Below are 24,603 nucleotides of genomic sequence, written 5' to 3' on the forward strand. Positions count from 1 at the left end.
AGACGATGTTAAATCATGTTTTGCCACCGGATACTCAAGCAATTTTGCTCTTGTGTGCTAGCTTTGGGCAAAGTCGCCAAGTTGAACCACAACCCTTAACCTTAAGTGAGTATAATTCTTTAGCTGAATGGTTGCTGCAACAGGAAATGCGTCCAGCACATTTACTCGAATCAACAGTAAAAGAACAATTAAAACAACTTCATATCAGTAAACTTGACCCTGAGAGGCTGTTAGCTTTATTAGCACGGGGCGCAATGCTAAGTTTAGCCGTAGAAAAATGGACAAGTCGCGGATTATGGATACTTGGACGTAGTGACGCACAGTATCCTAAACTACTGAAACAGCGTCTAAAACATTCAGCACCAGCAATTCTTTATGGCGTTGGCAAGATTGAACTTTTGTCACAGGGAGGACTAGCAATTGTCGGTTCCCGTGACGTAGATGAAGAGTTACTTGCTTATACGCGAAAAGTTGCAGAAACTAGCGCTTTAGACGGAATGCAGGTAATTTCCGGTGCAGCCCGTGGTGTAGACCAAGAGGCTATGTTAAGTATTTTGAATGCTGGAGGCACATCTGTTGGTGTACTGGCGGATAGTTTGACCAAAGCCGCAGTCAATAGCAAGTATCGCTCCAGTCTTAAAGAAGGTAGACTAGCGCTAATTTCTAGTTATGATCCTGACGCTGGTTTCAATACTGGTAATGCAATGGGGCGCAACAAGTACATTTATGCTCTAGCTGATTACGCCCTTGTAGTTAATTCTTCTTTCGGTCAAGGAGGTACTTGGGCTGGTGCGGTAGAGGCTCTTTCTCGACTCAAAGAAATACCAGTCTTTGTGCGAATGGCTCCAACCGCATCAGAAGGTAATCGGCAATTACATAATCAGGGAGCAAAACCTTTTCCACCTGAACCTTGGAATGGTTCTTTAAATAAACTATTAGCAAAAGCTAGTTCTCTGGTTGAATCGATTGATACCAATATCATCCAGCTTCCTCCAGAAAAATCCCAGGATACACAAAGCCACGAGTTATCATCAACCCCGCAAAACATCTATGAAGCTGTTTTACCTTTCATTCTTGGTCATTTACAGCAACCAAAGGATGCAAAAACTTTGGCACAATGTTTAGAAGTCCAACCATCTCAAATGCAAGAATGGTTGAAAAAAGCAGTACAAGAAGGGAAAGTGAGAAAAACTAATAGGCCAGTGGCTTATATAGCTAATCAACTTGTCACTCAACTTTCTTTATTGTCATAAAACAGTCTCCAAACCACATTAAAATAATTGCACAATGCTCACCCCACAGGAGTATCCAGTTGTGCAGCCGGACTTAATGGGTTTAGAAATCAGTAAAGGAGAACTGAGACGCTTAACTGGGGTGTCACCAGAGAGAGTCCTTCGTCCTGGTGCGATCGCTAACCGTCAACAGCGCTTAAAATTTTGGCAGAATGAAATCTCGTTAGTATTTGTACTATCTATAGTCATTGTTGGCTTAATTTACGGCTTGATTATTCTGCCAGCAATCGGTTCGGCAATTTCGTTAGGTATAATTTTATTCATTATAGTTGCAGTAGTGCTGTTACTAGGGCGATCGCTCTGGCAACGTCTCCAAACCCCAAAGGTACTCATAAAGCTTTTAGATGCAGTTGACCATTATCACGCCTTAATCGTAGCGGTGGATGTAAACGACCAGTTGGCAGTGTCTGGAGATTTAGATAATAGTCTTGATGATAGAGAGCAAGTTATCACCACCTTGCAACTGTTACGAGAAGATTTAGTCCAAGCTTTGAAAACAGCGCGGCTTTTGCGGGATAATAAAAAACTGCTTGCTAATCAACAAGAGCTATTTGTCAATAATGTCACCAATATTCAAGCCATTAAAGACAGTACTCAGGCTAGCGAATATGGTCAGATTATCAATCAATTATTGCAGATTGACCTTGATGTACAAGCAGAATTGAGAAAATTACAATCTCAGTGCTGAGTAATGAGTAATGAGTAAATCATTCATTAACGATGTACTTGCTACAAGCACCTTATAAACTTGCTTTTCACTTAGCACTTTCTAACTCCGCACTCACCCACTCTTCATTATGAGCAACAAACCAAAAATAATTGTCTTGGATGATGACCCTACCGGTTCTCAAACAGTCCATAGCTGTTTGCTGCTGATGCGTTGGGATGTGGAGACTTTACGCACAGGCTTGAGGGATGAGGCACCGATTGTCTTTATACTTACTAATACTAGAGCATTACCAGCAGAATCAGCCGCATCAGTGACTAGAGAGGTCTGCCAAAACTTGAAGGTAGCGCTGGCTGCTGAAGGCGTGAATGACTTTCTCGTTGTCAGCCGTTCTGATTCTACCTTGCGCGGACATTATCCTATTGAAACCGATGCGATCGCTCAAGAATTAGGCCCTTTTGATGCCCATTTTCTTGTCCCTGCTTTCTTTGAGGGGGGACGCATCACCCGCGACAGCATACATTACTTAATTATTGATGGTGTACCTACCCCAGTTCACGAAACTGAATTTGCGCGTGATTCAGTTTTTGCCTACCATTACAGCTACTTACCTAAGTATGTGGAGGAAAAAACCAAAGGTAGTATTAATGCTGAGTCTGTGGAACGGTTCTTACTAAACGATATTCGTGCTGGAAGTTTAGAACGCTTACTCAAACTGACAGGTAATCGATGCGGTGTCGTGGATGGGGAAACTCAAGCGGATCTCAACCGTTTTGCTGTGGATGTATTAGCCGCCGCCAGTCAAGGTAAACGCTTTCTATTCCGCAGTGCTGCCAGTATTTTAACAGCATTGGCTGCCCTCCCTCCCCAGCCAATCGCCGCCGAAAATATGGCTGAGTATGTGCGAAAAAGTAAGCCAGGAGCCGTAATAGTCGGTTCTCATGTCAAAAAGACCACACAGCAACTAGAGGCACTGTTGGAAGTTGCGGGAACAGTGGGAATCGAAGTTAATGTGTCACGATTGCTTGATAATCAGATAGATGCAGCTAATATACTGTTATCTGAAATTAAAACGAGTGTTGAGGAAGTACACGAATCTGGTAAAACACCAGTAGTTTATACGAGTCGTCAAGAACTCACATTTAAGGATGTTAAAACGCGGTTGGATTTTGGCATCAAAGTATCAAGTTTATTAATGGATATTGTCCGTAATTTCCCCCCTGACATTGGATTTCTCATCAGTAAGGGGGGAATTACTTCCAATGATGTATTAAGCACTGGATTAGCTTTAACTTCTGCCCGATTGCTTGGTCAAATTTTACCTGGATGTTCGATGGTGCTAACATCGTCTAACCACCCTCAATTTCCCGATTTACCAGTAGTATTGTTTCCAGGGAACGTTGGTGATACTAACGCCTTGGGAAAAGTTTATCAAAGATTAACTAAAAATACTTAAGTGAGGATGTTGTTGTAATTAGCAACTAGTTTAATATTGGTAATTACCGGGTCTGTCCCTCGTCTTTTGGCTGGTACTGCATGACTTCTGATTCTGCCATCCCCAATTTAGGGTCAAATTCTGCATTTTCGGATGCAGAGTCTAATTCTACCGTTGTCAATCCCAAGTCAAATTCTACGTCGCCTGATGCAGAATCTAACTCGGTGATTCCTGATGCGGAACTAAATTCTGTTCTTCAGTACTTAAAGTTAAATGCTGAAGTTACTAATGTCGAGTCCGATGCGCCAATGGTGGATGAGCAGGTCAATTCTGCACCTGCTCATATCAACTTACCCGACCTCGACTTAGATTTAGAACCAATTTCTCCGGCGACAGATGTAAACTCTAACTCTGGTTGGTTGAGTCTGAATTCTCCTGAGTCAGTGGTGGATAATAAAGTCAAAAATAATATCCAAGTACAATTAAAAACAGAAGCTGGACGACTATTAGTAGTTTTACCTACCGAATTACAAGTACCTGCAACCGAATTTACTTGGTCTGATATCTGGCAACAATTGAAGTTCCGTTTAAATGCGGGCGATCGCCTCCGTACCCGGAACACAACCGTACACCTAGTAGCATACGATCGCCTGTTAGATGGTAGGCAACTGCAACAACTCGCGGAAACCTTTAGTGAAGTGCAACTGCAACTCAAATCTGTTGCTACCAGTCGCCGACAAACGGCGATCGCGGCCGTCACATCCGGTTATTCTGTAGAACAATTACAACCAGAAACCATCCTCAGTTCGGAACCGAAAGCAACTTCCACACCCCAAGCCGACGCTCTGTATCTGGAAATGACCATCCGTTCTGGAGTGGAAATTCGTCACCCAGGCACAGTAATTTTATTGGGAGATATCAATCCAGGTGGTATCGTAGTGGCAGATGGCGACATTCTGGTGTGGGGTCGTCTGCGGGGAATCGCTCATGCAGGGGCTGGGGGTAATCGTGATTGTCTCATCATGTCCCTGCAAATGGAACCAACCCAATTGCGTATCGCTGATGCTGTAGCTAGAGCGCCAGAAAAATCACCGACGCACTTTTTCCCCGAAGTAGCACATATTACTTCACAAGGAATACGTATCGTCAGATCTACTGATTTTTCTAGAAACCAAATAAGTAAGATCAATCAGACACCATAAATATTTAAGATATTTGTCTAACCATAAATCCAGCACATAGTTATCATGACTCGCATTATTGTAATTACCTCCGGTAAAGGAGGGGTGGGTAAAACTACAGTTTCGGCAAACTTGGGGATGGCCTTAGCCAAAATGGGTCGTCAAGTCGCCCTAGTGGATGCGGATTTTGGTCTGAGGAATTTGGATTTGCTACTAGGGCTAGAAAATCGTATTGTCTATACGGCAGTAGAAGTTCTTTCCAGAGAATGTCGCTTAGAACAAGCATTAGTCAAAGATAAGCGCCAGCCTAACCTCGTCCTCTTACCAGCAGCCCAAAACCGGACGAAAGATGCGGTAACACCCGAACAGATGAAATTATTGGTGAACGCCCTGGCGCAAAAGTACCAGTACGTGATCATCGATAGCCCAGCCGGGATTGAAAACGGTTTTAAAAATGCGATCGCCCCAGCGAAAGAAGCTCTCATTGTCACCACCCCAGAAATTTCCGCCGTGCGTGATGCTGATAGAGTCGTCGGCTTACTTGAAGCCCAAGGTGTTAAGCGCGTTCACTTAATCATTAACCGGATCAGACCGGCGATGGTTCGGGCAAATGATATGATGTCTGTTCAAGATGTTCAGGAACTTCTGGCGATACCCTTAATTGGGGTACTTCCTGATGATGAGCGTGTTATTGTCTCCACCAATCGCGGCGAACCTCTGGTATTAGGAGATACTCCTTCCCTAGCCGCCGTAGCCGTTGAAAATATTGCTCGCAGATTGGAAGGAGACACAGTCGAATTTCTCGACCTTGACGCACCCCACGATAGCATCTTCGCTCGTTTGCGAAGGTTGTTATGGACTAAGATTGTGTAACCTACTTTCCAATCTCTGCATACTTATTGGCAATGATCCTCGAATTATTAGACAAACTCTTTTTACGTACTCCTGACACCAGTCGTTCTCACGTCAAACGTCGTCTACAATTGGTGATCGCTCATGACCGTGCTGGCTTAGATCCCGAAACTCTAGAAAAAATGCGAAAAGAGATTTTAGATATCGTCTGCCGCTATGTAGAAGTAGAACCAGATGGTCTAGAGTTTGCCTTAGAAAGCAATCAAAGAACAACCGCCTTGATTGCTAATTTACCTATTCGTCGGGTGAAACCAGAGCTACCCATCTTCGACGAAACATCTCAGTAGATGTACTGTTTTTATGATTTATTAACGAGTTTGTCAATTGACAACACATCGTTAGATTATGCTGCTCAATAATTTATACACAACTATGGTTTTAGGTAATTCCTCGAAAACCATAATAAATACAAGCTAAACTACCAACTATATAAACAAACCAGGTCAGAAAAAAACCAATCGCTCTTCCAGGTGAAGGGCCGTAAGTTTGAATTACTCCCCAAGCATGGGCAACACGAGCAAAAGTCAGTATAGCCCCAAGTAACCATACCAGCCAAGTCTCACCCTGCATAAGTTCCAGTGCTAATACAAACAGTAATCCATGAGGTACATACTCAGTGAAATTGCCGTAGGCTCTAACCTTACGTTGCAGTAAGCCATCATCACTTTCATCACTTTTGGTATTGGCGATTAGTTTTTGAGTTGTAGTCTCAACCATAGTAGCCCAAGCATTAGGGCTTGCCAGTGGGTCTGGCTGTTTGGCTACATCGTCTGGTGATTCGCCATGCCAGATCCTAGTTTTTGTCCGTTCCATTACCGCAATATAAGAGAGAGTTAAAGCAGTAAGACCATTGATCCCGATGAAAAGGGTAGATACGGGTATTAGGTTTTTCATCATTGTGATTTCTTACACTACCTATATTCACAACTTTATTTGGAATCATACGATTATTAACCTGCCCCTGGGCAAAAAAATTCCCGTCATCAACAGTAGTGACAACGGGAATTCGTCATATTTACTGCCCACTAGCGGGAAGCAACCTGTGGCCCTGCCCAGACTTGTGTCAGCTTATCACCATAAGTAATTGGCTGGTCTGCATCCGTTGTGGCTGCTGTTTTACCGTCAATAGCAACTTTGACTAAAGGCCATTCTTCCTCACCCATTTCGCCAGCACGGAAGATTACATGATCTGGGTCGTTTTTACTCCAGCCTAATAACACAGCAATTTTTTCATGCTCATTTACCTCTTGAGCGGGAGCAACTGTATTAGTTTGATTCTTTTGCAGATCCCAAATTACAGCTTGATCTGTCGAATCCCCGGTGTTGAATATACCTTCAAACTTGCGTGCTAAAAAGCGATCGCTTTTTTCTGACCAACTCACAGGCACTAAAACCCCTATTTTGCCATCGTTGTCAGCTGGTTCTGCTGATACTTGCTGTGTAGCTAATAAAGGATCATTGGTAATAGTAGTGGCAGCCATCACCCGTAATTTCTTTGTTTGTCTATCTTCTACAAACAAAACACTATTCACTTTAGTGTTGTGCATTTCGGGTTTAACTTCAATTTGTACTCGACTATAAACAGCATACTTGCCATCAGGAGAAACTACAGGCACACTGCGGTAGTAACGCACTCCCGAACCACCTCTAGAACCCATAGCTTCTTGAGTTGACAAAATCCATTGCCAAGGAATTGGATGAGGGCTACCAATGGGATCTGCTTGTGCCTCTGCTCCCTCTTGGGGTTCCTCAAAAGATATATCTGGGGTGGAGGTTGGTGTTGATGGTTTCAGGCTGGATGCAGCTTGACTCGCAACTAATGAATGAGCTTCAGACACTGCATTCAAAATCGCTTGGTCTTTTTGTTTGAGAAGTTGAACATCTGATTTTTCACTCACAGGTAACTCTGTCGTTGGTGCGAGTTCAACTGCTGCTAGGAGTTTGTTTGTATGCGAGTATTTTTTCGCTACTAGAGACTCTAGGTTGTCGGCTGGTAATATTTGTGGTTTCTCGTCAACCACTAGTTCCTGTGGAAAACCTGCAAGTTCTCCCATTCTGGAGTTGACTTGACTTGCTGTTAAGACTTCCGCCAAATTTTGTTCACTAATAACAGCCGCTTCCTTTGGTACAGCGTCAGGTGTCTCTGTTTCCGTACTGATTTTAGCGATCGCTTTCGATGGCTTTGCTGAACTAGAATGACCTGATGCTGCCACTAAGGGAGCAATTAACATGATAACAACAACATAATTAAGAAATGGTTGCACGCGGAACCATCCTGACAGCAAGAGGGGTTTAAGCATGGGTGGGACTCTCCAGAGGGGCGGTTGCTGTATGAGGCGCAAGTTTATTCGACTAAGGAAGCAGGCTGTTGATTACAGGTATAACAACAAACTCAAGGATTTAACTAGATTAAATGAGATTATTTTTTTAAATTTGCAGATTTTTACAAAAGTACAGTTTCATTCTTTACACCTTGTAATTCAAAGTATCGGTTATTACTGAAAAATGCCAACAAAAAACATCAGCAGATTTACTGCCGATTTATTACTTAAAATAGGGATTTTCTACTCTTCAAACAAAGAGCATTGAAGGGATAATCTGAGCCACAGATTTCTGATAGCCCAAAACATAAACGATAGCTGGACTGTCCGGTTAGCGTGATTAACAGCGAAGCATAAAAAATTACTCTGTTGATATTCAGCTACAACAGTACAGACCCTGATAATGGTTTAAGTGAGGCGTTACTTTGAAAATTGGGAAAGCTGACGCACAAGATATATTACCCGAAAAACCACATTATCATCTACCCTTAGGTAGAAATTAATATTGGGTTTTTGAGTAACTTCGCTACAATCTTAGCTAAATAGCTGAGAAAATAGCCACAGAAATTTGCTTGGTAGACGTAGCTAAATAATTAAAGTCACTAGCTCCACAGACAGTTATTAGCCATCTAGATGCTGGTTAACTTAGTCACAAGTTTACCAAGAAAATCTTAGTTTTGCCACCGTATATTCAATTATTCGTTGCCAATAAAAAGTGCATATTGGGTAATGAGAAGTGGTGAGGACAAGAAGTAGGGGAGCGAAGGGAAAAGATATACTGGCAACTGACCACTGGCAACTGACCACTGATTAATAACTAATGAAAATTGTATTTTTTGGTACACCTGAATTTGCTGTTCCTACTTTAGAAAAATTGCTAATTAACCCTGAATTTGATGTTTTAGCCGTTATTACTCAACCGGATAAACGTCGGGAACGTGGGAATAAATTAACACCTTCGCCTGTAAAAAATGTGGCGATGTCCTACAGTCAGTGGGAGAACATCGCTCATGATTTACCAGTATGGCAACCGGAAAGGATAAAAAAAGATACTGAAACTTTGAATAGACTTAAGGAATTAGACGTAGATGCCTTTGTTGTGGTGGCCTATGGGCAAATTTTGCCACAAAAAATCCTTAATATACCGAAATTGGGTTCCGTGAACGTACATGGGTCGATTTTGCCCCAGTACCGAGGTGCTGCACCTATTCAATGGTGTTTGTATAACGGGGAAACAGAAACGGGGATCACGACAATGTTAATGGATGTCGGTATGGATACTGGGGCAATGCTACTGAAAGCAACCACACCCATAGGCTTGCTCGATAATGCTGATGATGTAGCCCAGAAACTATCTGTGATTGGTGGAGATTTATTAATAGAAACCTTACACAAGCTACAGCAAAAGGAGATTCAACCAATCCCGCAAGATAATGCTGCTGCGACTTATGCTTCTTTAATTCAAAAGCAAGATTATGGTTTAGATTGGTCAAGGAGTGCGCTGCAACTGCACAATCAAATTAGAGGATTTTACCCAAATTGTATAACTACCTTCCGTAACCAACCTCTGAAGATTACAGCCTCCTTTCCCCTTGGTGCTGCTTACCGTGAGGAACTACCACCAGAATTACAGAAAATGTTGCAAAAATTGCCTGATTTATCACAGATATCGGGTAGCCCAGGAGAAGTAGTCAGCATAACCAAGGGAGTTGGTGCGATCGCTCAAACTGGCGAAGGACTTTTACTTTTACGAGAGGTTCAGCTACCTGGCAAACGCCCCCAGTCGGGCTGGGATTTTGTTAATGGTACGCGGCTGACGGTGGGGGAAGTGTTAGGAAATGGCAGCTAGTGAGGTTTCATAATAACGGCAGGACTCGCAAGGGCCGTGGGGATTGACTGCACAGCGAATGATTTCTGAGTGGGCATTAAATCTACAGGTGGCATCACCTACTACCCAACGCCCTGCTACTAAAGTTTTTTCTGATGGTCTTTGGGCAGACTGGACGTAAAGAGCTATATTATGCAAACGATAACGCCCCGATTTAAGTTGATATCTATGGCGGCGTTCTAGAACTGCGTAGGTGTTGCCTTCAAAATCGAGATAGTTTCCGGGTTGGGGTGTCCAGTCAAGTTGGACTTTACCGAGGGAGCGACGTGGATGCGTCAGAATCACCTCGGTTGGTAAAGAATCTGGCTCCATAAGTTTATGTGATGTGGTTTACATTATAAAAATAGTATCGCAGCAGCCTACCTTTGCTGATCCGACTTCGACTATAATTAATAACTCACTCTATTATTGAAAAATCTGTCCGTAGCGATCGCCTCCCGCTTAGGGACTTCCAGATAAACAATATCCAAAATATCGAAAGAGAATATAGGGTACGTCAGTGGGAGAAAACCTAACTGTACAAGAAATTATTCATACTGACGCACTCTACTAACTATAGCGATCGCCTACGGTGGGGCGGAGCATCGTCGCCTCACGCTGACAATCGCCGCAAAATTAATACCATCTTTGTATGCTTGCATCAGTGTGGGAGTATGTCAGCGCAGTTCCAACCCCGTTGCCGTGAACCGTAACCGATCTGGTCGCACCCCCAAGGCAGTCTCAAGAGCTACCCCGGCAATATTGCGGTAGGTATTGAGCAACTCTTGGTCGTTCTGCTCGGTTGCTACCGTGTAACCTGCCAAAGGCAGGGTCGCCATCAGTACAAAGGTCTCATAGAGTTTTTGGCGCTCTTGGTTGTTCAGTGCTTTGAAGGCCGTCGAGGAACCGAAGGCCGCGTCGCTGTTTGCTTGGAGGTTCATCAGCGCGGTTTCGGTGGGTTCTTCGCCGTAGTGTACCATGTAGCAAACCCCCACCAAGTAGGCGAAGGCCATCGCCACGTTGTTGGGGCGGCCTAAACGCCGGGCTTCTGCCTCGAAGGCTTTAAAGCCCTCTGTGAAGGCTTTGGTTGACTGGCTTACTATAGTGGGGTCACTGCTCAAGCTGCGGGCGAATTGCGTCACCAGCAAGCGCTGCGAGCTTGGTCGAAAGGTGGTTCTTGGGGCAGTTTGGGCTTGGGTGCGGGCGGTGGCTTGGGCGCGCTGACTGCTGTTGTTGCGTCGGTTGATGCTGTTAAGATTTGACTGAGCTTGACGCACCAGTGCAGCATTTTTCTGAACGCTGAGGTAGGCGTTCATGTTGCTGAAGCTGAGGCTACTGGGTGCGCCAAACTGCGCTACAGCAGGTCTACCAGAGACAGCAGTGACGAGGGCGGTAATGAGGATGACTTTGATTGATTGGTTCATCGGTTTTTCTAACGGTGAACAGTGAGCAGTGAACACTCATCAATAAATATTTAAAATTTTGTTATGAAGTTGTTTTCTTGGGCAAGCCATAGCAATCATCAAATAACTACCATAGACAACTAACTCAAATCGCTTTTTTGAGTCTGACTTATGCTTCATATATCTTTACAACAAGTATTGAGCATAGTTTAGTGAATGAGGTAAACACGCTCCTGTCATGTAGCTGATTTATAAGGAAAGAGAGAAATTCCGCAAATCGTAGTTTTTAAAAGTGTCTATTACATTGTTTAAAGTTATGTAGCCTTTTACTTACGGTGGATAAGCGACTGCGGTAAACTATGCCTTGATTATGATTCTTTCACAGAAAAGAACACTGGAAAGGAGCCGTTTTTTCAATGTCTCATACCGTAAAAATCTACGATACCTGCATTGGCTGCACTCAATGTGTCCGCGCCTGCCCTACTGACGTTTTGGAGATGGTTCCTTGGGATGGCTGTAAGGCTGCTCAAGTTGCGTCTTCACCCCGTACAGAAGACTGCGTAGGCTGCAAGCGTTGTGAAACAGCTTGCCCGACTGACTTCTTGAGCATTCGGGTTTACCTGGGTGCAGAAACCACTCGCAGCATGGGTCTAGCTTACTAAGGAATTCACTACCGATTCCTTTTTTGCTCACAATTAAGTGTCTCGATAGCAAGCCTCTTTAGCTTTGTAGGGTGGGTAGTAATGGCGTTCCGCTCGCCGTAAGCCATCGCCCATCCTACAACATCATGAGAAATTTATAAAAATACCTAGTGGTTAAAGGAGCAGGTTGCTCCTTTTTTTCTTTCGTAGTCAATAGTCCATAGTAATAACTGTTGACCACTGACCACTCACAACGAACAACTGACAAATGACTATACTGGATTTAATTATCCTGAAAAAAGGGTGGTGTGAGCAATGTGTGGCATCGTTGGGTATATCGGAACTCAAGCAGCAACCGAGATTTTGTTGGCTGGGCTAGAAAAACTAGAGTATCGCGGTTACGATTCCGCAGGTATAGCTACGGTTTGGGAAGGAGATGTAAATTGTGTCCGAGCCAAGGGCAAACTCCATAACCTGCGTTCTAAACTAGAACAACTGGCTACTCCATCTCAAATTGGTATTGGTCATACACGTTGGGCAACTCATGGCAAACCAGAGGAGTATAACGCCCATCCCCATTTAGATACAGCTATGCGAATCGCTGTTGTGCAGAATGGGATTATTGAAAATTACCGCGAGTTACGCGACGAACTGAAACAGAAAGGACATGAGTTTCGTTCGGAAACTGATACAGAAGTTATTCCTCACCTTATAGCCGAATTTTTAAAAAACCTCCCTTCCCCCCCGCTTCCTACTTCTTCCTCCCCCTTCCTAGAAGCAATACGCCAAGCTGTTAAGCACCTACAAGGGGCATTTGCGATCGCTGTTATCTCTGCTGACTATCCTGACGAATTGATTGTTGTCCGCCAGCAAGCGCCCCTGGTGATAGGATTCGGGCAAGGGGAGTTCTTTTGCGCCTCCGACACGCCAGCGATCGTTTCCCATACTCGTGCAGTCTTACCCCTGGAGAATGGCGAAATTGCCCGTCTGACACCCCTGGGAGTGGAGATTTATAACTTTGCTGGGGACAGACTGAAAAAACAACCCCGCCTGCTTAACTTGAATCCCACAATGGTAGAGAAGCAGGGATTCAAACACTTCATGCTCAAGGAAATTTATGAGCAACCAGGAGTAGTCAGAGCGAGTTTAGAAGCATACTTTAATCCCGATACTAATACTGATGAATCCTTTACATCACCAGTTAATTTGGGTTTATCTGAAGAAATCTATGCAGATTTAGAACAAATTCATATTGTCGCCTGTGGTACGAGTTGGCACGCTGCATTGGTAGGAAAGTATTTACTTGAACAATTAGCAGGAATCTCCACTCAGGTACATTATGCTTCTGAGTATCGCTATGCCCCATCACCATTAACAGCGAATACATTAATTATTGGTGTTACTCAGTCAGGGGAAACTGCTGATACCCTAGCCGCCTTAGCGATGGAGAAAGAACGCCGCCAAGGCAAAGAAGCCAAATATCAAGCGCGACTCTTGGGGATTACCAATCGCCCAGAAAGCAGCCTTGGTCATCTTGTACCCCATATTATTAATACCCTGGCAGGAATTGAAATTGGTGTGGCAGCGACCAAAACCTTTGTTGCCCAACTGATGGCGTTTTATGCTCTAGCTTTGGATTTAGCCTATCATCGCCAAACAGTAGCACCAGATAAACTCGCAGATATTATTCAAGGTTTACGTCAGATACCTAAGGAAATCGAAGCTACCTTAGAACGTCAGGAAAAACTAACAGAACATCTAGCCCATGAATTTGCAGAAACCAAAGACTTCATCTTTTTGGGCAGAGGAATTAACTTCCCTATTGCTTTAGAAGGAGCATTGAAATTAAAAGAAATCAGCTACATTCACGCAGAAGGTTATCCAGCCGGGGAAATGAAACACGGCCCCATTGCATTATTAGATGCCAAAGTGCCGGTAGTGGCGATCGCCTATCCTGGTAGTGTGTATGAAAAAGTGATTTCCAATTCCCAAGAAGCCAAAGCCAGAGATTCCCGCTTAATTGGGGTGACACCAGTCAACGATGGCGAAGCGGCGGAAATCTTTAATGATTTACTACCTGTTTCATCTGTGGATGAATTACTATCGCCGATCCTCACAGTAGTACCATTGCAACTATTGGCTTATCACATTGCCGCCCGTCGCGGTTTGGATGTGGATCAGCCTCGGAACTTAGCAAAATCAGTGACTGTGGAATAGGTTGATACGAATATTTAAGTAAATATTTCTAGAGTAGATAAGATAATTTCTAGGTGTGACTACCATATCACATCTAGAATTTTTTTTGGGCATCGCTTAAAGTAATGCTGTGTCTATCTCGCCAGAACTGATTTGTCAGATGGTAATGTCAGGTTGTCTAACCACATATCAATTCCCATAGCAAATCTATCCCATTTCCAATATATTCAGAATCTTGGTTTTCATTAATCCATCGAGGAAGATTAATGACTACACTATGAGTTTTTTCATCGATTTTCTTCAGCATACCTGCGGCACTAAAACGCACTTCAGATTCTGAGTCTTTGAGAAGTTTTAGTAAGTCAGGAATTGTGGCTTCTGCACCTATTTGACCTAACGCAACTGCGGCACTGGAACGCACAATAGATTCTGAGTCTTTGAGAAGTTTTAGTAAGTCGGGAATTGCTATTTCTGCACCTATTTGACCTAACGCAACTGCGGCACTAGAACGCACAATAAATTCTGAGTCTTTGAGAAGTTTTAGTAAGTCAGGAATTGCGGCTGCTGTACCTATGTCACCTAACGCAATTGCAGCTCCAAAACGCACAATAAAATTTGAGTTTTTGAGAAGTTTTAGTAAGTCAGGAATTGCTATTTCTGCACCTATTTGACCTAACGCAACTGCGGCTTTAAAACGCACATAAAATTCTGAGTCTTTGAGAAGTTTTAGTAAGTCAGGAATTGCTATTTCTGCACCTATTTGACCTAACGCTTCTGCGGCACTAGAACGCACAACAGATTCTGAGTCTTTGAGAAGTTTTAGTAAGTCGGGAATTGCTATTTCTGCACCTATTTTACTTAACGCATTTATAGCACTAGAACGCACAATAGATTCTGAGTCTTTAAAGAGTTCTAGTAAGTCAGGGATTGCGGATTCTGCACCTATTTTACCTAACGCTTCTGCGGCACTAGACCGCACATTAGATTCTGAGTGTTTGAGGAGTTCTAGTAAGCCAGGGATTGCGGATTCTGCACCTATTTTACCTAACGCTTCTGCGGCACTAGACCGCACATTAGATTCTGAGTGTTTGAGGAGTTCTAGTAAGCCAGGAATTGCTGCTTCTGTACCTATGTTACCTAACGCATTTGTAGCACTAAACCACACATTAAATTCTGGGTCTTTGAGGAATTCTAGTAAGCCAGGAATTCCGGCTTCTGTACCTATGTTACCTAACGCATCTGCGGCACTAGACCGCACATTAGATTCTGAGTGTTTGAGGAGTTCTAGTAATCTATCAACTGCCGCCTTTTTTTCTCCTAATGCAGCACAATATTCTTGAAATCTTACTTGAGCTATTTGTGGCTCTCTCTCTTTTAACAGTTGCAAAGCTTGGGTTTGAAAAGCCGTTTCATTCAGGCTACATAAAATTTGAAATACTTGTGATTTAATTTGAGAACTAACTTGCAACGAATCGCTTACTTCAAGATTTACTAAATCTTGTAAAATTTCTATAGCTGGAGAATCTTTGGCAGTTTTTAAATTTTTGATATCTTCAGCAAGGCAATTCCCAGCAAATAATAAGTCACGATGAAGCCATTTTTCATATTCGCTATTCCTGTTGAGAACTCTTCTAATAGCTGTAGCCGCTTTGTTTGGTGCTTGCTGAGTAATTAATAGCAGTAATACCTCTCGCCAATGAGGGTCATGGAGATGCTGATCAATATAATTTAAAACAATCTCAAAATCGTCTTGATCATCTGCTTGATAATTAATTTCTCCAGCACACAGATATTCCTGAAAGGTTTTATGCACAAAAGCATAGCAATCTTGACCTTGTTCATTAAGTAGTCCAGTACGTTCCTGAATCAAACTTAAAAACCGTTTTGCTTTTTCCTCTGCTTTATAAAGTTCAATTTCCTTCAAAGATTTGATTTCTCTTTTTAATTGATCAAGCAAATCTTCACAAGCAATTAGTGTTCCCCCTTCTTTATCTGCTGTACTACCTTTTCCATGAATCCAAAAGGCTAATTTTCGCATCAAAAATAGTAAATCTTCAATATCAATATCTTGCAAGAAATGGTTAACGCTAATTTCTTTATTAGCGTCCCAAGAAGTTAAGAGAGTTTCTACAGCTTTCTCATAAAGTTTGTGGCGACCTTTAGGCAAAACTGCCTGGTAGCGATGAATCAGAGCAATAATAGTCAACAGCAAAGGGTTACGCGCTAGTAATTTGAGACGCTCATTTTTATTTAATGCTTCTCGTAAAGTTGTTTTACGTCGCTCCGCCTCTGACTTATCCTGAATACGACTGTCATACCAACAGTTAATAAACTTTTCTATTTTCTCATCATCAAAAGATAAAAGCTCGTAATGGGCAAACTCTTGAGTATTGAAAAAATCGCGTTTATAGCCAGCAGGACGAGAAGTAATAACTGCACAATTTTTCGGAAATTGTCCTAAAAAATTCTCAATTTTCCGCACTACATCATATCGTTTATTTTCCTGAGCAATTTCATCCAATCCATCAAAAAAGATAAAAGTGTGTCCATCTTCTAACCAATATTCAAAAAAACCTACAGGTAAGGTTTTAACACATAGATTTTTTTCAACAAATTGCTTAACATATTCAATAACGCTAATATTTGCTTGCCTAGCAAAATCTCGTATAGGAATTATAATAGGTAAATAGTCTGATGCTGTTATATTCAGTTGTTCAATCTGCTTCTGAGCTAACATCACCACAAAATAACTCAGTAAAGTAGTTTTTCCAGAGCCGGGCGCACCTAAAAGAACAAACTTTTGGCAGTTGGTTTGACTTAAAATTTGGGAAGCTAAAAATTTTCTCCCAGAAGAGTTTCTTAAAGCACGCTGTCTCTGTTCCCAGAGTAATTGTTGCTGATTTTGGCTCAAATTGGATGACAATAACTCTGTTTCGATGCTGGAGTTGAGATTATTTATATCCTTGTGGTTATCCTCCTGCACTTCTGGTAATACAAAAATATTTACTAGCTTCTCCGATTTTTCTACTTCTTGTCCTGGTACAGCAATACCAGCAAACTTAACATCATCAAACCAATTGACTAATTGCTGAAGATAGTTTTCCTTGGCAATCTGAAACCTTATACAATTATCTGTATTCTGAAAATAAGTTGTAACAAAAACCTCCATCCATGAATAAACATACTCAATTTTAATTTCTTTCATTTTTGAGTCAGCTAAAGCCGCTTTTTTGAAAACTTCAACTAAATAATCTAAATCAGGCTTTCCTTCATTTTTTAAAGGCCTCTGTAGCTCTGACAATCCTTGTTCTTTAAAAAAATTACATAAAAATTTTGGTATAAAGTCTGGTGGACAAGAATAAAATAATCGGGTTTCTTGTTTACAAGCTTCTATAGTTGCAGTTTTAATCGCCTTATCTAAATCACTAGGGTTAAGTTTGCTCGTAACACCACTCAGCAAAGCTTTAGAAACTTCTACTGTGACTAATTCTCCTACCCATGCACCAACCATTGCACCAATCATTATGATGGTCTCCACATAATTGATTTAAATGAATAAGTATAGATTCTACATTGATACTAATGATACTAGTATATCTACCATATTAGTTAAATCACTCGTGAGGGGTTAGATTAAAGTGTATTTTGTCAATGAGCTAAAATACTCAAATTTATCTAAATAAAAATGATAATCATGCGGTGGGGGAGGGGAAGGAGGCAAGACACTCGCCTCATTCCCCTATTTTTGATTATCATTATCAGCAAAATTCTTAGCAGGTAAAATATGGAACGAAAAAGTATTGTAACAACACAATAACTTGGGAAAAATTGAACCACATTTTTAGGTAAATTTACCCTAAACAGACCCAATTTTTTGTTCAAATATGGTACATGGGTACCATTGTATTAAGTATCTTATAAACACAAAAAACCCTTGCAAGGGTCAACTCACAAGGGTTTTAAGATGAAAGCGGGCGGCGGGAATCGAACCCGCATTAATAGCTTGGAAGGCTATATAAAATCCTTTATTTACAACAGTTTCAGCTTATTTTTACAATTTCTACACCCAATTTACACCCAACAGAACAATATTAAAATTTCCTGACTTTCAGATTTTTAATCAAGACTATTGATTGACAAAAGTAAATCAATGTGTGTTTGAAATATTGAAGAAAATAGAATTGAATTTAAGTGATCGCCAACTTTCTCATTTTTAGCGATCGCGTGGTTCTACTACCCTATTACAAATGGCGTTAATACAACAAATTGGAGATTTTTGTGACTGCCACCACCTACAGTGGGCGCTCTGCGCCATTGCTACCCATAAACCTTCAAACCGACAATCAGGTAATGCTTGAGAAAGTATAAAAGAAAACTTTTATATCTCAGATATCCCTTGTAATAGTATTGAAGCATTATTTAGCAAGATAGCTCTGTATTTTCGGGGTGTCGTGATGAGCTTAATTAACCTGGATCTAGTTATCAGCGCAGTTACTAGCATTGCCAATCCTGTGATTAAAGAAAAAATTCTGCGTAGTGAGACAGTAATTAAGTTACTCCAGCAATTTAACCTTGATCCAGAGCATCCACCTGCGGATTTTAGCGGTGTTTACGCCTACACCTTAGTCGAGTACGGTGTTGGCAAACCAAAAGCATTTCTGGAATTATTTCGACAAGAGGCAATTAAACAGGCTTTTCGCAAAGCATTAGATCATAATAACCCCTCAATTCTGCTGTCTGAGGTTGATACTTTTCTTGATGCTTGTACTTTGGGTGATGAAATCAGAAGCTTAGAACTGGACGTGAGAAGAGAGGTAGCTGCATTTGCGACTGTGTTTATTGAAGTCGCCAAACGCAGTCGCACACCTGCTGATGTCTTGATGAATCAACAGATTGGTTCTTTGCATAAAAGGATTGCTGGTATTCAAGAACAACTGGAGAGATTGCCTACACTGGAAGGAATTCGGACAGAAATAGCACGATTAGCAGCCCAGAATTATCCAGCATTAACCCCAACTGCCACTGAAAATCAATGTAGAGCGATCGCCTTAGCCCAACAAATGCGAGGTTGGTTTGAAACCTTGGGCTACCGCCTAGAAAAATATGAAATCTGGGCAGAAGAATATTTTGAATGGATTATCAACGTTCCCGTCCGCCGCAGTTATGACCGCATTCTTGTACGTGGCGTTGCGGGAGAAGTGAGACTGAGTGATGTTATGGCGTTGTGTCAATCAGTTAATCAACAAAAAACTGATGAAGGCTGGTTAGTAAGTACCCGTCGCATTTCCCGCGCAGCCAGGGATGAAGTCAAGAAAGAAGAAAATCGTCACCTTGACTGCTTTACATTTGACGAACTGATTGATTTAGATGCTGACTTTAGTGGTTATCTTGATTGGTTAGAAGCGGAAATCAAACGCCGCAAGATTGATCAAAAATATGTACCCCTTGCTTGTACTAAAGAAGAAATTGATCCAGTAACTAAAAGGCGAATTGGTATCAGCCGTTATGAAGCAGAAGACGGTTGGATTGATGGTTACATCGACCTTTGGCTGGATGACCCTGCTAAAGAACATATTTCTATTTTGGGAGAATTCGGTACAGGTAAAACTTGGTTTGTCTTTCACTATGCTTGGACAGCACTCCAACGTTACAAAGATGCTCAAAGACGTGGTGTTGAACGTCCCCGTTTACCTTTAGTAATTACCCTGCGTGACTTTGCCAAGGCTTTAAATGTAGAAAATGTTTTGGCGGGTTTCTTCTTTACTCAACACAATATCCGCTTAAATAGCGAAGTTTTTGACCAACTCAACCGGATGGGTAAATTGCTGCTCATTTTCGATGGTTTTGACGAAATGGCAGCAAAAGTTGACCGCCAACAGATGATTAACAATTTTTGGGAACTGGCAAAGGTAGTAGTTCCTGGTTCTAAAGTTATCCTCACCTGCCGTACTGAACATTTCCCAGAAGCGAAAGAGGGACGTGCTTTACTCAATGCAGAATTGCAAGCCTCTACAAACAAACTAACCGGGGAAACACCACAATTTGAAGTTTTGGAACTGGAGAAATTCAACGATGAACAAATACGGCAGGTTTTGTTATACCAAGCTGAAGAAGCTACAGTTGAACAAATCATGGGTAATTCGCAGTTATTAGACTTAGCCCGTCGTCCTGTGATGACTGATTTAATCTTAGAAGCATTGCCAGATATTGAGGCCGGTAAACCTATTGATATGTCACGGGTTTATCTGTATGCAGTGCGGCACAAGATGGAACGAGATATCAAAGCAGAACGTACTTTTAATTCCTTGGCAGATAAATTGTACTTTTTATGCGAACTATCTTGGGAGATGCTGTCTACTGACCAAATGAGTCTGAATTATCGCTTGTTCCCAGAACGTATTCGTCGCTTATTTGGTTCTGTTGTGCAAGAAGAGAAAGATTTAGATCACTGGCATTATGACATGATGGCGCAGACAATGCTTGTCCGTAATGCTGACGGGGATTACACTCCTGCCCATAGGTCGCTGTTAGAGTTTTTTGTGGCGTATAAATTTGCCGCAGAATTAGGAGCGTTAGCTAGGGATTTTACAGAAGTAGGTCAGGCACAGTCAGGTTTGGATAGTAGTACAGCATCTATTGACTATACTTGGTCTGGTTATTTTTCACGTCAGTTAGACTCTACTGGTTGTAGAGAAGTAATTGCACCACTAAGGCAATTTAAAAGTGAATTTCTGGATAAGTTGAGAGAAACTTTTGGTAAAGCAAAACTTACCAAAGCAGTGATAGATCTGTTGTTGCCAATGTTAGATGATAACGAGCCTCTTATTAAAATTATTGAGGCAACGCGAGGGAGAACTGAGGATGAAGTAAATTATGTTGGCGGAAATGCAGCTACGTTGCTAGTAAAGTTGAACAAGATGGTATTAGAGGGGAGAGACCTTTCTCATACTGTAATTATAGGTGCGGATTTTACTAATACCAGTTTGCGGTGTGTTAATTTTACAGAGGCGAATCTAGCTTATTCTGTTTTTACGAAAATCTTAGGTAGTGTTTTGACTGTAGCATTTAGTCCAGATGGTAAACTTTTTGCTACGGGCGATAGTGGGGGCATAGTTCGCTTTTGGGAAGCGGCTACTGGGAAAGAACTTTTGACTTGTAAAGGACACAACAGTTGGGTAAATTCTGTTGGCTTTAGTCAAGATGGAAAGATGCTTGCCAGTGGTAGTGACGACCAGACAGTACGGCTATGGGATATCAGCAGTGGTCAATGCCTTAAGACATTTAAGGGTCACACCAGTAGAGTACGTTCTGTAGTGTTCAGTCCAAATAGTTTAATGCTGGCCAGTGGTAGTTCTGACCAGACAGTGCGACTATGGGATATCAGCAGTGGTGAATGCCTTTATATCTTTCAAGGTCACACTGGCTGGGTATATTCTGTGGCCTTCAATTTAGATGGGTCAATGCTTGCTACTGGTAGTGGTGACCAAACAGTACGTTTATGGGATATCAGCAGTAGCCAATGCTTTTACATTTTTCAGGGACATACCAGTTGCGTACGTTCCGTAGTATTTAGTTCAGATGGAGCAATGCTTGCCAGTGGTAGTGACGACCAGACAGTACGGCTATGGGATATCAGTAGTGGCAACTGCCTTTACACTTTGCAGGGACACACTAGTTGCGTACGTTCAGTAGTATTTAGCCCAGATGGAGCGATGCTTGCCAGTGGTGGTGACGACCAGATCGTGCGCTTATGGGATATCAGCAGTGGCAACTGCCTTTACACTTTACAGGGATACACCAGTTGGGTACGTTTTTTAGTCTTCAGTCCAAATGGGGTGACGCTTGCCAATGGTAGTTCTGACCAAATAGTGCGATTATGGGATATTAGCAGTAAGAAATGCCTTTATACCTTACAAGGTCACACTAATTGGGTAAATGCCGTCGCCTTCAGCCCAGATGGGGCGACTCTTGCGAGTGGTAGTGGTGACCAAACAGTGCGGCTATGGGATATCAGCAGTAGCAAGTGCCTTTACATCTTGCAGGGTCACACAAGTTGGGTAAATTCTGTCGTCTTCAATCCAGATGGATCAACGCTTGCAAGTGGCAGTTCTGACCAAACAGTGCGGCTATGGGAGATCAACAGTAGCAAATGCCTTTGCACCTTCCAGGGTCACACAAGTTGGGTAAATTCCGTCGTCTTTAATCCAGATGGGTCAATGCTTGCTAGTGGGAGTTCTGATAAAACAGTGCGGCTATGGGATATCAGCAGTAGCAAATGCCTTCACACCTTCCAGGGACACACCAATTGGGTAAATTCCGTCGCCTTTAATCCAGATGGGTCAATGCTTGCTAGTGGTAGTGGTGACCAAACAGTGCGGTTATGGGAGATTAGCAGTAGCAAATGCCTTCACACCTTCCAGGGACATACCAGTTGGGTGAGTTCTGTTACCTTCAGTCCAGATGGAACAATGCTTGCCAGTGGTAGTGACGACCAGACAGTACGGCTATGGAGTATCAGTAGTGGTGAATGTCTTTATACTTTCTTGGGACATACTAATTGGGTAGGTTCCGTCATCTTTAGTCCAGATGGAGCAATACTTGCCAGTGGTAGTGGTGACCAAACAGTGCGCCTATGGAGTATCAGCAGTGGGAAATGCCTCTACACCTTGCAGGGTCACAATAATTGGGTAGGCTCCATTGTCTTTAGTCCAGATGGAACATTACTTGCCAGTGGTAGTGACGACCAAACAGTGCGGCTATGGAATATTAGCAGTGGAGAATGCCTCTACACTTTGCATGGACACATCAATTCGGTACGTTCTGTAGCTTTTAGTTCAGATGGGTTAATCCTTGCTAGCGGTAGCGATGATGAGACAATTAAGCTTTGGGATGTTAAGACGGGTGAGTGTATAAAAACTTTGAAAAGTGAAAAAATTTATGAGGGTATGAATATTACTTCCGTTAGAGGTTTAACAGAAGTGGAGAAAGCTACTCTCAAAACACTAGGCGCAGTGGAAAACAGGGAAATATAAATTAATTTATGATGTAAAAATAAACTAAATCAATTAATCCGTGACCAAAAAAACACCACTAGTGTAGAATGTTCGTTCCACCCTCACAATCTAGTCTGACAGCGATATTTTGGTAATCGCCCACACCTTCCTGACACTGGAATAGTAAAAGAGATCGCCCATATGAACGTATGAATATTAAAGGGTTAAGGGTTTAACCTCATCTGAAATCGCTACCATCAAAGCACTTGGCGCAGTTGAGGAATAAAAAATGTAAAAATAAGAGTAAACAAATTGCCAATTTATAATCATCAAATTTCCGCAATATATGGAAATAACCAAAATATCAAATGAAGGACAAGTGATTCTTCCTGAAGAATTACTAAAAGCCTCTGGCTGGGAAATCGGACAGGAATTAATAGCAATTAATATGGGTGATGGGATTCTTATCAAACCCAAGAAGCCCTTTGCAGAAACTACATTAAATGATGTTGCAGGCTGCTTAAAATATCAAGGTGCACCCAAATCTTTAGAAGATATGAATGATGCCATCCGTCAAGGTATTGAGGAATCATGGCATGGTTGCAGTTGATACTAATATAATTGTGCGTCTATTGACTCAGAAAAAAACCTAGCTTCAAAATATTTGATTAGGCGATCGCCCACTTTTTCCCTTACATTAATTTGGTAAGAGCGATCGCATGACCAATTCTGACACATTTCTAATGTGCGATCGCCATAACAACTCTATGCCAGGATATGAATATCCTTGTTATTAACAACTATATATGTACAGCCTAGAAATCCCAGAAGGTCAAGCTGAATTTGCTGAACTACTCCGTCGAGTGCGAGACGGAGAAGAAGTGATTATTTCTCAAGCAGGCACTCCTATCGCGCGTATAGTCCCAATTGCGGAACAGAAATTACCTCGAATTCCAGGTTTAGACCGTGGTCAGGTAACAATTTCCCCAGACTTTGATGCTCCCCTCCCCGACGAGGTGCTAAATGCTTTTATCAACCCAACAGACGCAGAAGCATGAGAGCATTACTTGATACCCATACGTTTATTTGGTGGGTTATTGACGATAACCGACTCTCATCTACAGCTAGAAATATAATTGCTGACCCAGGGAATAACTTATTTTTTAGTGCTGCAAGCGCATGGGAAATTGTAATTAAAGTTCGTTTGGGTAAATTAAATTTACCAGAACCACCAGAAACTTACATTCCCAATCGGTTGACTATAAATCGATTTGAAAGTTTGCCTATTCAAATGAATCACGCTTTACAAGTCGTTAATCTACCTGCTTTACATCAAGACCCTTTTGACCGAATAATTATCGCTCAAAGTCAAGTGGAAAAAATGCCCATAATTACTGTAGATAATAAAATCACACAGTATCCTGTTGATGTAATTTGGTAGCCAAATTAAAGATGAATAAAACTCAATCAGTGGCAGAAAGGAAAGGATAGCCCATCGCCGCAGTCAAGCTATTCTTCATCGTCTCCCTCTTCACCATACTGTGCTGGTGGTTCGCCATGATATTCAAGAATCTTGGGCTTTTTCATTTTGACATTGGCAGGCTCAATCTTTTCTAGCTGCAAATCAAACTCCCACTCATCCAGTAAATCAAAGGTAAATTGCAGATGATTTCTCAGGAATAGTCGTTTAATCAT

At 42.0% G+C, this 24,603-nt stretch carries 19 protein-coding genes; 13 read left to right on the forward strand and 6 right to left on the reverse strand.

All coding sequences use genetic code 11. The features are described 5' to 3' along the window. Positions 1 to 5: 5 nt before the first annotated feature. From ACN222_RS17260 to minE, 6 genes are all read left to right on the forward strand, one after another. On the forward strand, positions 6 to 1,253 hold the full coding sequence (locus ACN222_RS17260) for a DNA-processing protein DprA (protein ID WP_010997602.1): 1,248 nt from the start codon (positions 6 to 8) through the stop codon (positions 1,251 to 1,253). Between the two features lie 61 nt (positions 1,254 to 1,314). Then, a complete protein-coding gene (locus tag ACN222_RS17265; protein WP_044523157.1) occupies positions 1,315 to 1,980 on the forward strand; it encodes a hypothetical protein in 666 nt (221 codons plus the stop codon). Between the two features lie 109 nt (positions 1,981 to 2,089). Continuing rightward, positions 2,090 to 3,415, forward strand: a complete 1,326-nt coding sequence (locus ACN222_RS17270) for a four-carbon acid sugar kinase family protein (protein ID WP_010997604.1) — start codon at positions 2,090 to 2,092, stop codon at positions 3,413 to 3,415. Positions 3,416 to 3,495: 80 nt separating this feature from the next. After that, entirely contained in the window at positions 3,496 to 4,596 is a 1,101-nt protein-coding gene (minC, locus tag ACN222_RS17275; protein WP_190449770.1) for a septum site-determining protein MinC, read from the forward strand. A gap of 45 nt (positions 4,597 to 4,641) precedes the next feature. Next, a complete protein-coding gene (gene minD / locus ACN222_RS17280; protein ID WP_010997606.1) occupies positions 4,642 to 5,448 on the forward strand; it encodes a septum site-determining protein MinD in 807 nt (268 codons plus the stop codon). Positions 5,449 to 5,480: 32 nt separating this feature from the next. Next, the gene (minE, locus tag ACN222_RS17285) at positions 5,481 to 5,774 is read left to right on the forward strand and encodes a cell division topological specificity factor MinE (protein WP_010997607.1); all 294 of its coding nucleotides are present in this window, start codon (positions 5,481 to 5,483) and stop codon (positions 5,772 to 5,774) included. A gap of 91 nt (positions 5,775 to 5,865) precedes the next feature. Here minE and ACN222_RS17290 read toward each other — a convergent pair whose 3' ends face one another. Then, the gene (locus tag ACN222_RS17290) at positions 5,866 to 6,384 is read right to left on the reverse strand and encodes an MAPEG family protein (protein WP_010997608.1); all 519 of its coding nucleotides are present in this window, start codon (positions 6,382 to 6,384) and stop codon (positions 5,866 to 5,868) included. A gap of 128 nt (positions 6,385 to 6,512) precedes the next feature. Next, entirely contained in the window at positions 6,513 to 7,787 is a 1,275-nt protein-coding gene (locus ACN222_RS17295; protein WP_010997609.1) for a hypothetical protein, read from the reverse strand. A gap of 841 nt (positions 7,788 to 8,628) precedes the next feature. Between ACN222_RS17295 and fmt the strand changes: the two genes are divergently transcribed. Continuing rightward, positions 8,629 to 9,657: a methionyl-tRNA formyltransferase gene (gene fmt, locus ACN222_RS17300; RefSeq protein ID WP_010997610.1), complete on the forward strand. Its 1,029-nt coding sequence runs from the start codon at positions 8,629 to 8,631 to the stop codon at positions 9,655 to 9,657. On the opposite strand, the gene ACN222_RS17305 is transcribed toward fmt, so the two are convergent. Then, positions 9,640 to 10,008, reverse strand: a complete 369-nt coding sequence (locus ACN222_RS17305) for a DUF6464 family protein (protein WP_010997611.1) — start codon at positions 10,006 to 10,008, stop codon at positions 9,640 to 9,642. The genes fmt and ACN222_RS17305 overlap by 18 nt on opposite strands. Before the next feature lie 344 nt (positions 10,009 to 10,352). Further along, complete coding sequence (locus ACN222_RS17310; RefSeq protein WP_044521776.1) at positions 10,353 to 11,099, reverse strand: DUF6683 family protein; 747 nt, start codon at positions 11,097 to 11,099, stop codon at positions 10,353 to 10,355. 395 nt (positions 11,100 to 11,494) lie between these two features. Between ACN222_RS17310 and psaC the strand changes: the two genes are divergently transcribed. After that, positions 11,495 to 11,740, forward strand: coding sequence for a photosystem I iron-sulfur center protein PsaC (psaC, locus tag ACN222_RS17315; protein WP_010997613.1), 246 nt, complete (start codon positions 11,495 to 11,497; stop codon positions 11,738 to 11,740). Positions 11,741 to 12,034: 294 nt separating this feature from the next. Next, positions 12,035 to 13,936, forward strand: a complete 1,902-nt coding sequence (glmS, locus tag ACN222_RS17320) for a glutamine--fructose-6-phosphate transaminase (isomerizing) (RefSeq protein WP_044521778.1) — start codon at positions 12,035 to 12,037, stop codon at positions 13,934 to 13,936. Positions 13,937 to 14,093: 157 nt separating this feature from the next. Here glmS and ACN222_RS17325 read toward each other — a convergent pair whose 3' ends face one another. Continuing rightward, positions 14,094 to 17,453, reverse strand: a complete 3,360-nt coding sequence (locus tag ACN222_RS17325; protein ID WP_010997615.1) for a HEAT repeat domain-containing protein — start codon at positions 17,451 to 17,453, stop codon at positions 14,094 to 14,096. Positions 17,454 to 18,369: 916 nt separating this feature from the next. Here ACN222_RS17325 and ACN222_RS17330 point away from each other — a divergent pair. The 4 genes from ACN222_RS17330 to ACN222_RS17345 all read left to right on the forward strand — a co-directional run bounded on the left by ACN222_RS17330 (position 18,370) and on the right by ACN222_RS17345 (position 24,349). After that, entirely contained in the window at positions 18,370 to 22,947 is a 4,578-nt protein-coding gene (locus ACN222_RS17330; RefSeq protein ID WP_044521781.1) for an NACHT and WD40 repeat domain-containing protein, read from the forward strand. Positions 22,948 to 23,254: 307 nt separating this feature from the next. Next, positions 23,255 to 23,518: an AbrB/MazE/SpoVT family DNA-binding domain-containing protein gene (locus ACN222_RS17335; RefSeq protein ID WP_010997617.1), complete on the forward strand. Its 264-nt coding sequence runs from the start codon at positions 23,255 to 23,257 to the stop codon at positions 23,516 to 23,518. Positions 23,519 to 23,714: 196 nt separating this feature from the next. After that, a complete protein-coding gene (locus ACN222_RS17340) occupies positions 23,715 to 23,966 on the forward strand; it encodes a type II toxin-antitoxin system Phd/YefM family antitoxin (RefSeq protein WP_010997618.1) in 252 nt (83 codons plus the stop codon). After that, positions 23,963 to 24,349 (forward strand): type II toxin-antitoxin system VapC family toxin, encoded by a 387-nt coding sequence (locus ACN222_RS17345; protein ID WP_010997619.1) that lies wholly within the window; start codon positions 23,963 to 23,965, stop codon positions 24,347 to 24,349. The genes ACN222_RS17340 and ACN222_RS17345 overlap by 4 nt, the downstream gene beginning before the upstream one ends. A 68-nt stretch (positions 24,350 to 24,417) precedes the next feature. Here the strand turns inward: ACN222_RS17345 and ACN222_RS17350 are convergent, their stop codons facing one another. Further along, positions 24,418 to 24,603 carry a hypothetical protein gene (locus ACN222_RS17350; RefSeq protein ID WP_010997620.1) on the reverse strand — a complete coding sequence of 62 codons (186 nt, stop codon included), beginning with the start codon at positions 24,601 to 24,603 and terminating at the stop codon, positions 24,418 to 24,420.

The organism is Anabaena sp. FACHB-595 (assembly GCF_048568275.1).
In the GTDB taxonomy this organism is placed as follows: domain Bacteria; phylum Cyanobacteriota; class Cyanobacteriia; order Cyanobacteriales; family Nostocaceae; genus Trichormus.

Excerpts from the sequence above, each read along its gene's own strand:
- ACN222_RS17290 (WP_010997608.1), bottom strand. The coding sequence starts at position 6,384 with ATGATGAAAAACCTAATACCCGTATCTACCCTTTTCATCGGGATCAAT.
- ACN222_RS17310 (WP_044521776.1), bottom strand. The coding sequence starts at position 11,099 with ATGAACCAATCAATCAAAGTCATCCTCATTACCGCCCTCGTCACTGCT.
- fmt (WP_010997610.1), top strand. The coding sequence starts at position 8,629 with ATGAAAATTGTATTTTTTGGTACACCTGAATTTGCTGTTCCTACTTTA.
- glmS (WP_044521778.1), top strand. The coding sequence starts at position 12,035 with ATGTGTGGCATCGTTGGGTATATCGGAACTCAAGCAGCAACCGAGATT.
- ACN222_RS17330 (WP_044521781.1), top strand. The coding sequence starts at position 18,370 with ATGAGCTTAATTAACCTGGATCTAGTTATCAGCGCAGTTACTAGCATT.
- ACN222_RS17295 (WP_010997609.1), bottom strand. The coding sequence starts at position 7,787 with ATGCTTAAACCCCTCTTGCTGTCAGGATGGTTCCGCGTGCAACCATTT.
- minC (WP_190449770.1), top strand. The coding sequence starts at position 3,496 with ATGACTTCTGATTCTGCCATCCCCAATTTAGGGTCAAATTCTGCATTT.
- ACN222_RS17260 (WP_010997602.1), top strand. The coding sequence starts at position 6 with ATGTTAAATCATGTTTTGCCACCGGATACTCAAGCAATTTTGCTCTTG.
- ACN222_RS17340 (WP_010997618.1), top strand. The coding sequence starts at position 23,715 with ATGTACAGCCTAGAAATCCCAGAAGGTCAAGCTGAATTTGCTGAACTA.
- minD (WP_010997606.1), top strand. The coding sequence starts at position 4,642 with ATGACTCGCATTATTGTAATTACCTCCGGTAAAGGAGGGGTGGGTAAA.
- ACN222_RS17350 (WP_010997620.1), bottom strand. The coding sequence starts at position 24,603 with ATGATTAAACGACTATTCCTGAGAAATCATCTGCAATTTACCTTTGAT.
- ACN222_RS17335 (WP_010997617.1), top strand. The coding sequence starts at position 23,255 with ATGGAAATAACCAAAATATCAAATGAAGGACAAGTGATTCTTCCTGAA.
- ACN222_RS17270 (WP_010997604.1), top strand. The coding sequence starts at position 2,090 with ATGAGCAACAAACCAAAAATAATTGTCTTGGATGATGACCCTACCGGT.
- psaC (WP_010997613.1), top strand. The coding sequence starts at position 11,495 with ATGTCTCATACCGTAAAAATCTACGATACCTGCATTGGCTGCACTCAA.
- ACN222_RS17345 (WP_010997619.1), top strand. The coding sequence starts at position 23,963 with ATGAGAGCATTACTTGATACCCATACGTTTATTTGGTGGGTTATTGAC.
- ACN222_RS17305 (WP_010997611.1), bottom strand. The coding sequence starts at position 10,008 with ATGGAGCCAGATTCTTTACCAACCGAGGTGATTCTGACGCATCCACGT.
- minE (WP_010997607.1), top strand. The coding sequence starts at position 5,481 with ATGATCCTCGAATTATTAGACAAACTCTTTTTACGTACTCCTGACACC.